Here is a 14,807-nt window from a genome sequence, read left to right on the forward strand (position 1 = left end):
TCGAGGCTCGCATGGCTGTGAAACGCATCAACCTGGCCCTTCAGGGTGGCGGGGCGCATGGAGCCTTCGCCTGGGGCGCGATCGAACGGCTTCTGCAGGACGACGAGATCGAGATCGCGGGTATCAGCGGCACCTCGGCCGGGGCGCTGAATGGCGCGGCCTTGGCGGCCGGACTGGCTTGCGGACCGGGGCGCCGGGGCAGGGACGCCGCATTGGAGAACCTGGACTATATCTGGTCGCAGGTCAGTCAGATCAGCGACAACCGCGTGGTGCGCTGGATCCACTCGATGTTCCCGGTGCCGCGCGGCTTGCAGCGCCTGACCGAGTTGATGTCACCGATCGCCTGGATGGAGGGGTTGACCCGGATCTTCAGCCCCTATGATTCAGGCCCCTTCTATACCAATCCGCTGGGCGCGATCCTGCGCGAGATGCCCCATCCGCTGACGGGGCAGGACCGGGGGCCACGGCTTTTCGTCTCGGCCACAAATGTGCGCACCGGGCGCATCCGGGTTTTTGGCGGGGCCGAGGTCACGGTTGATGCGGTGATGGCATCTGCCTGCCTTCCGGCGCTGTTCCGTGCGGTCGAGATCGACGATCCTTCGACCGGGCGGCGGGAAGCCTATTGGGATGGCGGTTATTCGGGGAATCCGGCGCTGTTTCCGCTGTTCACTCCGGATCTGCCGCGCGACGTGGTGATCGTGAACATCAACCCGATGCTGCGCGATACCGTCCCGCACACACCCGGAGAAATCCAGGACCGGGTGAACGAGATCAGCTTCAACGCATCGCTGCTGCGGGAATTGCGCGCAATCAATTTCGTGAAGACGCTGCACCGGGAAAACCGGCTCACCGGGCGACCGATGAAGAACGTGCTGATCCACATGATCATGGACGATTTCACCATGACTTCACTTGGCGCGGGGACCAAGATTGTGCCTGCGCCGGGACTTCTTGACGAACTGCGAGAGGCCGGTGCCGCGGCGGCCGACAGGTTCATGCAGTATCACGCGGCCAATCTGGGCGAGCGCGATTCAGTGAACCTGTCGGCGCTGTTTTCCTAGACCATCGCGGCAGCGATGCCGGCGGCCACACGCGCATTGTTCAGAACCAGTGCGATATTGGCGTCGAGCGAGCGGCCCTCGGTCAGTTCGAAGATGCGCTGCAGCAGGAAGGGGGTCACGGACTTCGCGGCGATGCCTTGTGCAGCGGCCTCGGCCAGCGCCTGTTCCACCACCGGGATCATGACCGAACGCGGGATCTCGGCTGCTTCGGGAATCGGGTTCACGACCAACTGGCCGCCGATCAGACCCAGCGCGGCGCGCGTTTTCGCGGCAGCGGCGATCTGGGCGGGATCGTCCATGCGCAGCGGCGCGGCAAGACCCGATTCGCGCGACCAGAAGGCCGGAAGCTGATCCTGGCCCACCGCAATGACCGGGACGCCCAGAGTCTCCAGCACTTCCAGGGTTTTCGGCAGATCAAGGATCGCCTTGGCACCGGCTGCGACGACCGTGACCGGCGTCCGTGCCAGCTCCTGCAGGTCGGCCGAGACATCGAAGCTGGATTCCGCGCCACGGTGGACGCCGCCGATGCCACCGGTGGCAAAGACATGGATACCGGCCAGGTTCGCGCAGATCATGGTCGCAGCAACCGTGGTCGCGCCGGTGCGGCCAAGGGAAAGGCAGGCGGCGAGGTCAGCGCGCGACAGCTTCATCACTTCGGTTCCCGGCGTCGAGGCCAGCGCCTCAAGCGTGGCGTCGTCCAGGCCGATATGGATCAGGCCCTTGATGATGGCGATGGTGGCGGGCACGGCACCCGCCTCGCGCACCGTCGCTTCGACCTTGCGGGCGACTTCGAGGTTCTGGGGATAGGGCATCCCGTGGGTGATGATGGTCGATTCAAGCGCGACAATGGGGCGCTTTGCCGCCAGGGCGTCTTTGACTTCGGGGGCAAAGACCAGCAGGTCCTTCATGCGATATCCTTTCCTGGAACGGGACTGGCCGTGATGTGGCTTGCTGCGGCACGGATCGCCTGATCCAGCGCCTGCGCGGGCAGAGCGCCCGAAAGTTCGGCCGCAAGATGCGCGGCAAGGAAGCTGTCGCCCGCGCCGGTCACGTGCCGGGCGGCGACGGTGGGTGGGGTCTGGCAGATGGTGGCGGCATTGCGCGCCGCTTCGGCGGCAGGGCGGGGACCATCGGTCACGATGACGCGGGCGGCGCCCATCGCGCGAATGGCCTCGGCCGCCTCGATCGAATCGGCAAGCGTGCGCCCGGCCAGCGCCTCGGCTTCGGCACGGTTGATGTGGAAGATGGCGTTGTCATGACCCAGCAGCGGGGCCAACCGTTCCGCCTTGTCCGGGCTGGCCGGAACGATGCGCAGCGAAGCGCGGGCAAAGCAGGGATCACGGGCGATCAGGGCCAGCGTCTCAAGCGTCAGGTTTCCATCGACGACCAGCGTTCCGTCCCAGGGCCGGGTGGCGTCGCCCAGCCTACCATCCTGCAGAGGGGCTAGGATCGCCGGGCCCGCTGCTTCCAGCCCGTGCGCATCGGCAATGGCGGCGACCAGCCCACCCGGAGCCTCGATCGCCATGTAAAGATCGGTCGGAAGGGGGCCATCGCGCCACAACCAGTCGGTCGCGACGCCCAGGGCCCGCGTCTCGGCGATCAGGGCCTCTCCGGGCGAATCCCGGCCGACGGCAGAGATGATCGAGGGGGCAAGCCCGTGCCGAGCCAGCGCGACGGCGACATTCAGCGCGACTCCGCCCGGCCGCTGATGAATGCGTCCCGCGACATCATCTCCGATGCGCAGGATGACCGGACTGTGGCCGATGACATCCCAAAGCATCGCGCCAAGGCAAATGATCCGGGGCGTTTGCGACATGAGGCGGCTCGTCGTGAGGGGCGGTAAGGGTGCGGCCGAATCGCCGCAAGTCGGCGTTCCGCGGGTGAGAGGCTGGACAACGACCCAAGCGGGGCTCGTTACGGCTGCTTCCTTCCGGACCTGACCGGGTTGGCGAGGCGCTCGCCCGCGCCAACCTCTCCCGGCCTAGATAGGCGGGTCACGCGCGGGATGCAACCCGTTCCTGACAGTCAAAGATAAAGACGGAGGTCAAGAAAGCCGTCCGGGGTCTGGCCGATCTGATCATAGCGGAAGCCCAGAAGTTCCAGATGACGCGCGGCACCGGGTCCGGTGGCATAACGGACCGTGGTTCCCGGCATGGAAAGAAAGTTCCATCCCAAGGGGCCGGTTGGCGCAACCATGCGTTGGGTGGCGACATATCGGCGCAGAACATCGCGCGTCCGGGCGCCCCCTTGCAGAACAACCCTGCGCCGCGCGGCGATGGCAGAAAAGACGCCGCTGTCCGACAACCGATAGCTGTTGGTCACCAGCACGAAGCGCTGGTCGGGTGTGACCGGCCGCCCCCGGTGGCGAAGGTTCGTGACGCGCCTTGCATCGGGATCAAGCAAACGCCCGTCCGCGGCATGGCGCGGCGGTTGGGACAGGTCCAGTTGCCAGCCGACCCCGTCGATCAGGTCGAAATTATAGCCGGGAAATTCGGGGTCGATCAGCGGCTGATCCTGCGCTCCCGGCGCGATGCGCAGGAAGATGCTGGCCGAACGCTCCAGCCAGCAGGCAACATCCGCGCCCGAGACCAGGATTGCGCATAACCGGTTGGGAAACAGGTACAGGTCGGCCAGGCTGCGCAGGGTCAACGGACCTGCCGGAACATCGGTATAGTGATCCGGCCCGCCGCGCCCGCCCGCGCGAAAGGGGGCTGCGGCCGAAAGGATGGGCAGGTCACGCCAAGGCCCGGCCGCCAGAAGTCGGCGGGCGTGCCAGCGCTGCGCCATGCAGACAAGCCGCAGGCCGGGATCATGTCCGAGCATGGTGAAGAAGCTGGTCAGCGCCACGTCGCTGCGCCCGATTCTGCGCCGGAAATGATGCAGCGTGGCACGATGCGCGGGCTGGGCCGTCCGGATGACGGGCTGATGCGGGGGCAGGGCGCGCGCGGGTTCTGCCCGGCAGCGAAAATTGGCCACGGACCACTTCCCTGCGGAGGATCTTTGCAGCGCAAGTTCGATCACGCCAAGATGCGATCCCCAGAAGCCCGGCATCACGCATGGCTTGCCCGCGAGTGTCCCGCGCTGCGGATCGATTCCCGGACCCGCAGGATGCTGGTCCGAGGGAAAGACCCGATGCGTGTGCCCTGCAATAACCGCATCGATTCCGGGCAGCGCCGCCAGCGCCGTTGCCGCGTTTTCCATCATGGGAACAGGTTGCAGGTCCGCGATCCCGCTGTGGGACAGGGCAATCACCAGGTCCGCGCCCCCCGTCCGCAATGCGACAATCCCGGCTTGCGCGTGTTCGAGAATATCCCCGATCCGGGTCGCCTGCCGCAACTCTGGTTCCCAGTCGACGGTCTGCGGGGGCAGGAATCCCAGTATCCCAATCCGCAGCGGCCAGGCTCCGCCCCGGCGATCCCGCATCATCCGTTGCAGCATCACGCACGCGTGGACCGGCAGGCCGCGACGGCTGAGAAGATTGGTCGAGACGATCGGGAAATCCGCATCGCGCAGGGCATTGTTCAGATAGCGCAGCCCGTGACTGAAATCGTGGTTTCCCAGCGTCGCCGCATCATAGCGCAGTGTGTTCATTGCTGCGATGGCCGGGTGGCCAGACCTGCCGCGCCACCCGGCATCGGCAAGGAAATCCCCCATCGGCCCGCCCTGAAGGCTGTCGCCATTGTCAAGAAGCAGGCTGTTCGCGGCGCTTGCCCGTTCGGCCGCGATCACTGTTGCCGTGCGGGACAGGCCAAAGCGCTGGCTGGGCCGGTCCGCAAGGTAATCGTGATCGAGGATGTGCATGTGCAGATCCGTCGTGGCGAGGATCTTCAGATCCATCATCACCGGTTCAGATGCGGGCGGGCTGGGGTCTCGCGGGGCGGACATCAGGGTTGGATGCTTTTTTGAGCTGACAATTGCAACCTGTGATTGTATCAGCAAAAACATTCCTAGCTGAGCGTGGCGGCCTTGCAATGGCCGGACCGATTTCGTTTAAGAGGGCCATTCCTTTTAAAGCTGCTCGGTGAACGATGAAATTTTCCACGCGCCAGGATACCGATCTGCCCGCCGAGGTGCTGTTCGGGGCGGTCAGCGATTTCGACAGGCTGGAAAGATTGTTGCTGCGCCGCGGCGCAGAGGTGCGGCGCAAGGATGCCGGTCCGGTCAGGGCCGGCACCTCGTGGCAGATCGATTTCGACTGGCGTGGCCGACCGCGAGAGCTTGCGCTGACGCTTGCCACCTATCAGCCGCCCGAGCAGATGGTCTTCGAGGGGCAGTCGTCGCATTTCAACGTCGAGATCAAGATAACCGTCGTCGCGCTGACCCGGACGAAATCCCGGATGCTGTGCGAAATCGACGTGGCCCCGCGCGGAATGAAGGCGCGGCTGATGATCCAGACGGCAAAACTGGCCAAGGGACAACTCGACCGGAAATTCGCGCACCGGATCGAGGAATTCGTCAACCAGATCGCGGTCGGCCAGCCCGGCTGATCCGCGATCCGGGAACGGATTTCAGGCCGTCTGGCCGCCGCGTTGTTCCGCCCGCAGCGGATCGGCGGGATAGACGCCCAGGATTTCCAGGCTTTCCGTGAAATAGCCCAGCTCGGCCAAAGCCAGGGCGACCGAGGGATCCTCGGGATGGCCCTCGATATCGGCATAGAACTGGGTCGCGGTGAAGATGCCGTCGACCATGTAGCTTTCCAGCTTGGTCATGTTGATGCCGTTCGTGGCGAATCCGCCAAGCGCCTTGTAAAGCGCGGCCGGGATGTTGCGGACGCGGAAGACGAAGGTCGTCATCATAGTCTGGCCGCCCTGCGCATTCGCGCGGCGGCTGAAATCGGGCTCGCGCGACATGATCAGGAAACGCGTCGTGTTGTTCTGGCGATCCTCGATCCCCGAGGCGAGGACGTCGAGGCCGTAGATCTCTCCGGCGAGCGGAGAGGCCAGCGCCGCCAGCGCCGGTTCGGCGCGTTTGGCCACCTCAAGCGCCGATCCGGCAGTATCCGCGCCGACGATGCCGCGAATCCCGTGCTCGCGCATGAAGCCGCGGCACTGGCCCAGCAGGACCGGGTGGCTCATGGCGTCGGTCACGTCCGAAATCTTTGCTCCGGGAACGCCAAGAAGGGCGATTCTGACCCGAACGAATCCCTCGTCAATGATGTGAAGGCCGCTTTCCGGCAACAGGTGGTGAATGTCGGCGACCCGGCCATAGGTCGAGTTTTCGACCGGCAGCATGGCCAGTTCAGCGCGGCCCTGGCGGACGGCGTCGATCGTGTCCTCAAACGTGCGGCAGGGCAGGACTTCCATGCCCGGCCGGTAAAATCGGCAGGCCTGGTGGCTGTAAGCGCCCGGTTCACCCTGGAATGCGATCACGTTCTTGGTCATGTCGAAGCCTCAAATCCGGCCGTGGCAGGTGACGCACACCGCCGCAGCCTGTTCCATGCGAAGGCACAACTATACCTTGATCCAACAGAACAAAAGCGCCTAGATACGCCTGTTCCACGGACAGACCGCACAAGGGATCCGCAGATATGTTCGACACGATGACCGTCACCAAGGCAGCCGGAGCATTTATCGGCGCGCTCCTGTTTCTTTTGCTGATGAATTGGGCCGCGTCGGGCATTTTCCACGTCGGCACATCCGGTCACGGCGGCGAGGGCGAAGAACATGCCCAAGCCTATACCATTCCCGTTGCGGAAAGTGCCTCGGCAGGGGACGAAGGCAAGGATGCCGGCCCCGACTTCGCAACCGTGCTTGCTTCGGCCGATGCCGCAGCGGGCGAAAAGGTCTTCAGCAAGTGCAAGGCCTGCCACAAGCTTGACGGCGCGAACAGCACCGGGCCGCATCTTGATGGCGTGGTCGGCCGCCCGGTCGCCACGGTGGAAGGCTTCGGCTATTCCGACGGCATGAAGGCCCATGGCGGCGACTGGACGCCCGAGGCGCTGCAGGAATTCCTGACCAACCCGAAATCGGTGGTCAAGGGCACCAAGATGACCTTCGCGGGTCTGCCCAAGGTCGAGGATCGCGCAAACCTGATCGCCTATCTGCAAAGCCAGTAAACCGTCGCCGGAAGGCCAGCGATTGCAGGGCGCCCCGAAGCGGGCGCCCTTTGTCATTGCAGGAGCGGGACAGCGGATCACGCAATTGCTTGTTGAACCGGGCGGCCCTGCTGCTAGCGTGTCGGGCAAGGGCTGGGATGCGCCGGACCAAACGAGCAAGAGGATCAACAAGACCCCATGACGATGCAGATGCTGCGACATGCCCCGATGTTTGCGTTCCTGGCATTGGTTCCCGGCCTGGCCGCCGCGCAGACACCGCAGCCTGTGCCCGATCCCGGCACCACCCCGCCTGCCGCAACCGCGCCGCAAGCCAACGGCAAGACCATCACCTCGCATGGCATTGCCACATTTGGCGCCCCGGCGCTGCCGGCCGATTACAAGCACCTGCCCTATGTCAACCCGGACGCACCCAAGGGGGGTGAAATCTCGGAATGGGCGATGGGAGGCTTTGACAGCTATAACCCCTTCACCCATCGCGGGCGCGCAGGACCGCTTTCGGTCATCATGCTTGAACGGCTGATGGAAGATGCGCTGGACGAGCGCGGTTCATCCTATTGCCTTGTCTGCGAGACAATCGAGTATCCCGAAAGCCGGGACTGGGTGATCTTCCATTTGCGGCCCGAGGCAAAGTTCTCGGACGGGACGCCGCTGACGGCGCATGACGTTTTGTTCTCGTTCGAGCTTTTGCGCGACAAGGGCCTGTCTTCCTATCGCACCGGTATCGCCAAGATGGTCGCCAAGGCCGAAGTGATCGACGACCACAGCATCAAGTTCATCTTCCAGCCCGGCTATCCGCGCCGCGACGTGATCCAGCAGGTCGGCAGCCAGATCGTCTTTTCGCGCGAAGATTTCCTGAAAAACAAGCGGGATATCGAACAAAGCTCGGACAAGCCTTTCCTGGGGTCGGGGCCCTATGTCTTTGACACGGCCGAGATGGGCCGTTCGATGACGGTGAAGCGCAATCCCGATTACTGGGGCAAGGATCTGCCGATCAATGTCGGGCGTCACAATTTCGACCGTATCCGGCTGGAATATTTCGGCGATTACGACAGTGCGTTCGAGGCTTTCAAGGCAGGCGTCTATACCTTCCGCAACGAGGTATCGTCGATCCATTGGGCGACGCGCTATGATTTTCCGGCGCTGAAGAATGGTACCGTCAAGCAGGAGGTGGTGCCGCGCGGCGACATTGCCTCGGGTCAGGCATGGGTCTTCAACCTGCGCCGTCCGCAGTTCCAGGACATCCGCGTGCGTGAAGCCATGGGGTTGGTGTTCAACTTCGAATGGTCGAACGAGACCCTGTTCTATGGACTGAACACGCGGGTCAATTCCTTCTGGGATAACAGCGACCTGGCCGCCAGCGGCAAGCCGTCCGAGGGCGAACTGGCCCTGCTTCAGCCTTTGGCCAAGGATCTTCCGCCCAGCGTCCTGACCGAAGACGCGGTCGTGCAGCCGGTGTCGGGCAAGAACCAGCTTGATCGCAGCAATCTGCGCAAAGCGTCGAAATTGCTGGACGAGGCCGGCTGGGCGGTCGGCCCCGACGGGCTGCGCCGCAACTCCAAGGGCGAGATCCTGAAGCTTGAAATTCTGAACGACAACCAAAGCTTCGATCGCATCATCAACCCCTATGTCCAGAACTTGCGCGCACTTGGCGTGGATGCGGTCAATGCCCGCGTCGATGATGCCGAGATGACGAACCGCACCCGCAGCCATGACTTCGACATGGTCACAGACAGTCTGGGCCAAAGCTTCTACATCAGCGGCGGGACCGAGCAGGTCTTCGGTTCCGAAAATACTGCCGATGTCTTCAACCCGATGGGCTTGGCCAATCCCGCCATCGATGCGCTTATCAAGAAGGGGATCGAGGCGACCTCGCAGGAAGAGATGGACACCACCATCCACGCACTGGACCGCGCCCTTCGCAGCCTGCGCTTCTGGGTGCCGCAATGGTACAAGGCCGATTACACGCTGGCCTATTTCGATATCTTCGGCCACCCCGAGAAGATCCCGCCCTATGCGCTGGGTGAGCTTGATTTCTGGTGGTATGACGCGGATAAGGCTGAAAAGCTGAAACAATCCGGCGCTTTGCGCTGAGCCTGCCAAGCGGGCAAGACTAGAGACGGGGCAGGATGGCAGCCTATATTCTGCGGCGGTTGCTGCTGATCATTCCAACGCTGATCGGCATCATGCTGGTCAACTTCACTTTGACGCAGTTCGTTCCCGGTGGTCCGATCGAACAGGTGATCGCCCGCGTCCAGGGCGAGGGCGACGCGTTCCGCAATATTGCGGGCGCGGGCGGCGATACGCAGCAGGCCCAGTCCAGTGAATATGCGGGCGCCCGGGGTATCCCGCCCGAGCTGCTGGACCAGCTTGAAGTGCAGATGGGCTTCGCCCGGATCACCTGCACGGCCGATCACCAAGGTGACCCGGACCTGAAATCGCCCGATTGCCACAAGGAAAAGATCGGCGCGGCGAAGCGCTTCATGATCATGCTGGGCAATTACCTGCGCTTCGATTTCGGGGTCAGCTTCTTCCGTTCGATCTCGGTCATCGACCTGGTTCTGGAAAAGATGCCTGTCTCGATCACGCTGGGCCTGTGGTCGACGTTGATCGCCTATTGCATCTCGATCCCGCTTGGTATCCGCAAGGCCGTCAGGAACGGCACGCCCTTCGATACCTGGACCAGCGGTGCGATCATCATCGGCTATGCGATCCCAGCCTTCCTGTTCGCGGTCCTGCTGATGGTCGTCTTCGCTGGGGGAAGCTATTGGCAGATCTTTCCGCTAAGAGGTTTGACCAGCGACAATTTTTCCGAGCTGAGCCTGTTTGGGAAGGCCAAGGACTATCTGTGGCACATCACGCTGCCAGTGATCGCGACGACGATTTCCAGCTTTGCCACCCTGACCTTGCTGACCAAGAACAGCTTCCTTGACGAGATCAACAAGCAATACGTGATGACCGCCCGGGCCAAGGGCCTGACCGAGCGCAAGGTGCTTTACGGCCATGTCTTCCGCAACGCCATGCTGATCGTGATCGCGGGCTTTCCGGCGATGTTCCTGGGTGTGTTTTTCGGTTCCAGCATACTGATCGAGACGATCTTCTCGCTTGACGGGCTGGGGCGGCTTGGCTTCGAGGCGGCGGTTCAGCGCGATTACCCGGTCATTTTCGGCACGCTTTATGTCTTTGGCCTGCTGGGGCTTCTGGTCGGGATCCTGTCGGATCTGATGTATGTGCTGGTCGACCCCCGCATCGACTTCGAGAAAAGGGCCGGCTGATGGCCATGACCGAACTTAACCGGCGCCGTCTGCGGAATTTCCGCCGCAACAAGCGCGCCTTCTGGTCGCTGGTGGTCTTCACCATCCTGTTCGTGGCGTCGTTGTTTGCGGAACTGATCGCCAATGATCGTCCGATCGTCGTCAACTTCAAGGGCGGCTGGTATTTCCCTGCCTATCGCTTCTACCCCGAGACGGCCTTTGGCGGTGATTTCGGGACCGAGGCGATCTACACCGACCCCGGTGTGCAATGCCTGATCCGTACCGGCGGACGAGAGGAGTGCTGGGACGATCCCGATGCGGTCCAGAAGGAAGCGGCCGAGACCGGTATGGTCGCTGGCGAAAAGGTGCAGCAGGGCTGGATGCTATGGCCGCCGATCCCCTACCACTATCGCACCATCAACAACGTGGGCACTGCCCCCAGCGCACCCGACAGCCAGCACCTGCTGGGCACGGATGACACCTCGCGCGATGTGCTGGCGCGGGTCATCTATGGTTTCCGCCTGTCGATCCTCTTCACGCTGATCGTCACCATCGTCGGTTCCGCGATCGGCATCGCCGCCGGCGCGGTCCAGGGCTATTTCGGCGGGCGCACCGATCTGGTCCTTCAGAGATTGCTTGAGATATGGGGATCAACCCCTTCTCTTTACGTCATTATCATCCTGTTCGCTATTCTGGGGCGCAGCTTCTGGCTGCTGGTCTTCGTCTCGATCCTGTTTGGCTGGCCGGCGCTGGTCGGCGTCGTCCGGGCCGAGTTCCTGAGGGCGCGGAATTTCGAATATGTCCGCGCGGCCCGCGCCCTTGGCGTCAGTGACCGCAAGATCATGTTCCGCCACATCCTGCCCAACGCGATGGTGGCGACCCTGACGATGCTGCCCTTTGTGGTGACCGGCACGATCTCGTCGCTCGCCGCACTGGACTACCTGGGTTATGGGCTGCCAACCTCGGCCCCCTCGCTGGGTGAGCTGGCATTGCAGGCCAAGCAGAACCTGCAAGCACCCTGGCTGGGCTTCACCGCCTTCTTCTCGTTTGCCATCATGCTGTCGCTGCTGGTCTTCATCTTCGAAGGCATCCGCGACGCCTTCGATCCAAGGAAGACCTTTCGATGACGCCGGTTCTTGAAGTCTCGGACCTGCGGATCGGGTTTCGGCAGGATGGCAAGCTAGTCCCCGCCGTTCGCGGCGTCAGCTTCACCGTGGGCAAGGGAGAGACGGTGGCGCTGGTCGGGGAATCTGGCTCGGGCAAGTCGGTCACGGCGCTGTCGACCGTCGGCCTGCTGGGCGATGCCGCGCAGCTTTCCGGCTCGGTCCATTACCTTGGCAAAGAACTTGTCGGCGCGTCCGAGGCCGATCTTCGCCGCGTGCGGGGCAATGACATCAGCTTCATTTTTCAAGAGCCGATGACTTCGCTGAACCCGCTTCACACGCTGGAACGCCAGCTTGCCGAAAGCTTGGCGCTGCATCAGGGCTTGCATGGGGATGCGGCGCGGGCGCGTATTGTTGAACTTCTGACCCGCGTCGGCATCCGTGATCCTGAAACGCGGCTGGCGGACTATCCGCACCAGTTGTCGGGCGGGCAGCGGCAGCGCGTGATGATCGCGATGGCGCTGGCCAACGGCCCCGAACTTCTGATCGCGGATGAGCCGACCACCGCACTGGACGTGACCATTCAGGCACAGATCATGGATCTTCTGGCCGAGTTGAAGGCAGCCGAAGGGCTGTCGATGCTGTTCATCAGCCATGATCTGGGGTTGGTGCGCCGCATTGCCGACCGCGTCTGCGTGATGAAGGGCGGCGAAATTGTCGAGCAAGGCCCGGTCGAGGCGATTTTTGCCGATCCGCAGCACGAATACACCCGCATGCTGTTGGCCGCAGAACCGCAGGGTCGTGCGGATCCTGTTCCCTCTGACGCGCCAGAGGTGGTCTCGACCCAGGATCTGAAGATCTGGTTCCCGATCCAGCGCGGGTTTCTGCGCCGCACCATTGGCCATGTGAAGGCAGTGAACGGGGCAACGCTTGCGGTCCGGGCGGGGGAAACGCTGGGCATCGTCGGCGAATCCGGTTCGGGCAAGACGACGCTTGCACTGGCGATCATGCGGCTGATCGAAAGCGAGGGCAGTATCGCCTATCTGGGGCGTGACATCTCGCATCTGTCGGGGCGGCCGCTGCGGGCGCTGCGCCGGGACATGCAGATCGTGTTCCAGGATCCCTTTGGCAGCCTGTCTCCGCGCATGACGGTCGAGCAGATCATCTCGGAAGGTCTGGGCGTTCACGGGGTCGAGCCGGGCCGGAACCGCCGCGACATGGTGGACGAGATCATGCGAGAGGTGGGGTTGGACCCCGCGACCATGCATCGCTATCCGCATGAGTTCAGCGGCGGACAGCGACAGCGGATCGCAATCGCGCGTGCCATGATCCTGAACCCCAAGCTGGTGGTGCTGGACGAACCGACCAGCGCGCTGGACATGACTGTCCAGGTCCAGATCGTCGAGCTTTTGCGCAGGCTACAGCGGCGCCATGGGCTGGCCTTTCTGTTCATCAGCCACGATCTGCGCGTCGTTCGCGCGATGTCCCACCAGATCATGGTAATGCGCGCGGGCGAGGTGGTTGAACATGGATCGACCGATGCCGTGTTCGAAGCCCCGGAAAGTGACTATACCCGGCGGCTGATCGACGCGGCATTCCTTGACCAGCGCAGATGAAAATTCTGCTCGTCCACCAGAATTTCCCCGGCCAGTTCCTGCATCTGGCCCCTGCGCTGGTCGCGCGCGGGCATGAGGTCCTGGCGTTGACGGACGAACAGAACAAGCGGCCCTCGCCGGTGCGCACCGTCCGTTACAAGGCCCCGCCGGCGGAAAAGCCGCCAAGCGGATTGGCACGCGCCTATGCGGAACATGCCGGGCGGGGGTGGTTGGCGGCGCGGGGCTGCCGCGCTTTGCGCGATCGTCACGGCTATACGCCCGATCTGATCTTTGGGCATAGCGGCTGGGGTGAGACGCTGTTCCTGCGCGAAATCTGGCCGCAGGCGAGGCTGCTGGTCTATGCCGAGCTTCTGTATCGCACGCGCGGGCACGATGTCGGTTTCGACCCCGAAATCAACCCGGATACCGACGATGCGCGCGCATTCGCGATCACCCGCTCGGCTCACCTGATCCAGGGATTGGTGCAGGCCGATGGGGGCTTGGCGCCGACCGCCTATCAGGCCAACTCGTTTCCGCCCGAACTGCGCCAGAAGCTGACCGTGATCCATGACGGCATTGATTGCGAAAAGGTCCGCCCCGATCCCGAGGCCCGACTGGAATTGCCCGACGGCCGGGTGCTGACCGCGGCGGATGAAGTGCTGAGCTATGTTTCCCGCTCGCTTGAGCCGTATCGCGGCTTTCACCGGCTGATGCGCGCGCTACCTGACGTGTTGGCCGCGCGGCCGCAGGCACAGGTCGTGCTGGTCGGGGGCGATGGTGTCAGCTATGGCAGCCAGCCGCGCGATGCCGCCAGTTGGAAGGACAAGATGCTGGCCGAACTGGACGGTCGGCTGGACCTTGACCGCATCCATTTCCTGGGACGCGTGCCTTACCAGCAATATCTTTCCTTGCTGCGGATAAGTCGGGTGCATTGCTATCTGACCTATCCCTTCGTGCTAAGCTGGTCACTGACCGAAGCGATGGCGGCCGGGTGCTATATCGTCGCTTCCGACACCGAACCCGTGCGTGAACTGGTCACGGACGGAGAAAATGGGCGGCTGGTTCCCTTTTTCGACCAAGAGGCACTGGTGTCGGCGTTGGTCCGTGGACTGGCGGGTGATCCCGAAGCCGCCCGGCTTCGAGCTGCAGCGCGCCGGACAATCGCCGAAGGCTATGACCTGCAAACGCAAAGCCTGCCGCGACTGGTCGATTGGATCGAAAGCTTCGCGCCCTAAAGCTCGATCTCGGTGCCGTTCTGGTCGGGCAGGGGTTCCGGGATATCCGAGGGAGGCGGCTCGCTTGGCGCAGCTTCCGGCTGTCGGGGCTGTGCCTGCCCGTCGCTGGACGGGGAATTTGGGTTCAGAAAATCGCGTAGCGTGTCCCCGATCGGCGGAGGCGGCGGGGCGTCCGCGCGGCGTCGGATCAGGATGTCGCCATTCTCCAGACGCTCGGGCGTTTGATAGTTTCCGACGTCATCCATCAGATCGCCCAGTTCGTCAAAGACCGGTCCGAAGCTGTTTACGGTGTCGTTCAGGTCGCGGCCAAGCTGGTCCAGATGCGGCTGGACCTTGTCCAGCAGCTTGTCCATGAAGCCGTTCAGGCCATCCTCGATCTGGCTTTCCACGTCGCCCTGATGGTTTTCGTCGGCCGGCGGCGGCTCAAAGGTCGACTGGGCGGCGACCGGACCGATGGCCAGACCCGAGACGAGCAAGACTGCAGCAAGACGTTGCATCGGTTTTCTC

Annotated in this window: 13 protein-coding genes and 1 other RNA gene; 8 read left to right on the forward strand and 6 right to left on the reverse strand. The window is 63.4% G+C overall.

Translation table 11 applies throughout. The features are described 5' to 3' along the window. Positions 1-11 precede the first annotated feature (11 nt). Complete coding sequence (locus ACO2Q4_RS19040) at positions 12-1,061, forward strand: patatin-like phospholipase family protein (protein ID WP_395135222.1); 1,050 nt, start codon at positions 12-14, stop codon at positions 1,059-1,061. Here ACO2Q4_RS19040 and ACO2Q4_RS19045 read toward each other — a convergent pair. The 4 genes from ACO2Q4_RS19045 to ACO2Q4_RS19060 form a co-directional block, all read right to left on the reverse strand. Further along, positions 1,058-1,969, reverse strand: coding sequence for a pseudouridine-5'-phosphate glycosidase (locus ACO2Q4_RS19045; RefSeq protein WP_423321172.1), 912 nt, complete (start codon positions 1,967-1,969; stop codon positions 1,058-1,060). The genes ACO2Q4_RS19040 and ACO2Q4_RS19045 overlap by 4 nt on opposite strands. Continuing rightward, positions 1,966-2,877 (reverse strand): PfkB family carbohydrate kinase, encoded by a 912-nt coding sequence (locus tag ACO2Q4_RS19050; RefSeq protein WP_423321174.1) that lies wholly within the window; start codon positions 2,875-2,877, stop codon positions 1,966-1,968. The genes ACO2Q4_RS19045 and ACO2Q4_RS19050 overlap by 4 nt, the downstream gene beginning before the upstream one ends. A 63-nt stretch (positions 2,878-2,940) precedes the next feature. After that, positions 2,941-3,037, reverse strand: an RNA gene (gene ffs, locus ACO2Q4_RS19055) — signal recognition particle sRNA small type. A gap of 49 nt (positions 3,038-3,086) precedes the next feature. After that, positions 3,087-4,946 (reverse strand): bifunctional 2',3'-cyclic-nucleotide 2'-phosphodiesterase/3'-nucleotidase, encoded by a 1,860-nt coding sequence (locus tag ACO2Q4_RS19060; protein WP_423321176.1) that lies wholly within the window; start codon positions 4,944-4,946, stop codon positions 3,087-3,089. A 143-nt stretch (positions 4,947-5,089) separates the two neighbouring features. Here ACO2Q4_RS19060 and ACO2Q4_RS19065 point away from each other — a divergent pair, with 143 nt between their 5' ends. Further along, entirely contained in the window at positions 5,090-5,548 is a 459-nt protein-coding gene (locus tag ACO2Q4_RS19065) for a hypothetical protein (RefSeq protein WP_311760903.1), read from the forward strand. A 21-nt stretch (positions 5,549-5,569) separates the two neighbouring features. Here the strand turns inward: ACO2Q4_RS19065 and ACO2Q4_RS19070 are convergent, their stop codons facing one another. Further along, positions 5,570-6,442, reverse strand: a complete 873-nt coding sequence (locus ACO2Q4_RS19070; RefSeq protein ID WP_423321178.1) for a prephenate dehydratase — start codon at positions 6,440-6,442, stop codon at positions 5,570-5,572. 146 nt (positions 6,443-6,588) lie between these two features. Between ACO2Q4_RS19070 and ACO2Q4_RS19075 the strand changes: the two genes are divergently transcribed. From ACO2Q4_RS19075 to ACO2Q4_RS19100, 6 genes are all read left to right on the forward strand, one after another. After that, complete coding sequence (locus tag ACO2Q4_RS19075) at positions 6,589-7,116, forward strand: c-type cytochrome (RefSeq protein WP_423321180.1); 528 nt, start codon at positions 6,589-6,591, stop codon at positions 7,114-7,116. A gap of 177 nt (positions 7,117-7,293) precedes the next feature. After that, positions 7,294-9,207, forward strand: a complete 1,914-nt coding sequence (locus tag ACO2Q4_RS19080; protein WP_395135217.1) for an extracellular solute-binding protein — start codon at positions 7,294-7,296, stop codon at positions 9,205-9,207. Positions 9,208-9,242: 35 nt separating this feature from the next. Next, positions 9,243-10,388 (forward strand): microcin C ABC transporter permease YejB, encoded by a 1,146-nt coding sequence (locus tag ACO2Q4_RS19085; RefSeq protein WP_395135216.1) that lies wholly within the window; start codon positions 9,243-9,245, stop codon positions 10,386-10,388. After that, positions 10,388-11,494 carry an ABC transporter permease gene (locus tag ACO2Q4_RS19090; RefSeq protein ID WP_395135215.1) on the forward strand — a complete coding sequence of 369 codons (1,107 nt, stop codon included), beginning with the start codon at positions 10,388-10,390 and terminating at the stop codon, positions 11,492-11,494. Before ACO2Q4_RS19085 ends, ACO2Q4_RS19090 begins: the two co-directional genes overlap by 1 nt. After that, entirely contained in the window at positions 11,491-13,086 is a 1,596-nt protein-coding gene (locus ACO2Q4_RS19095; RefSeq protein ID WP_395135214.1) for an ABC transporter ATP-binding protein, read from the forward strand. The genes ACO2Q4_RS19090 and ACO2Q4_RS19095 overlap by 4 nt, the downstream gene beginning before the upstream one ends. Then, positions 13,083-14,300, forward strand: coding sequence for a glycosyltransferase (locus ACO2Q4_RS19100; protein ID WP_423321183.1), 1,218 nt, complete (start codon positions 13,083-13,085; stop codon positions 14,298-14,300). The genes ACO2Q4_RS19095 and ACO2Q4_RS19100 overlap by 4 nt, the downstream gene beginning before the upstream one ends. On the opposite strand, the gene ACO2Q4_RS19105 is transcribed toward ACO2Q4_RS19100, so the two are convergent. Next, positions 14,297-14,797: a hypothetical protein gene (locus ACO2Q4_RS19105; protein ID WP_311760895.1), complete on the reverse strand. Its 501-nt coding sequence runs from the start codon at positions 14,795-14,797 to the stop codon at positions 14,297-14,299. The two genes, ACO2Q4_RS19100 and ACO2Q4_RS19105, sit on opposite strands and share 4 nt — an antisense overlap. Positions 14,798-14,807 lie beyond the last annotated feature (10 nt).

Origin of the sequence: Paracoccus sp. KR1-242 (assembly GCF_049446195.1) — a bacterium.
Lineage (GTDB): Bacteria > Pseudomonadota > Alphaproteobacteria > Rhodobacterales > Rhodobacteraceae > Paracoccus > Paracoccus broussonetiae.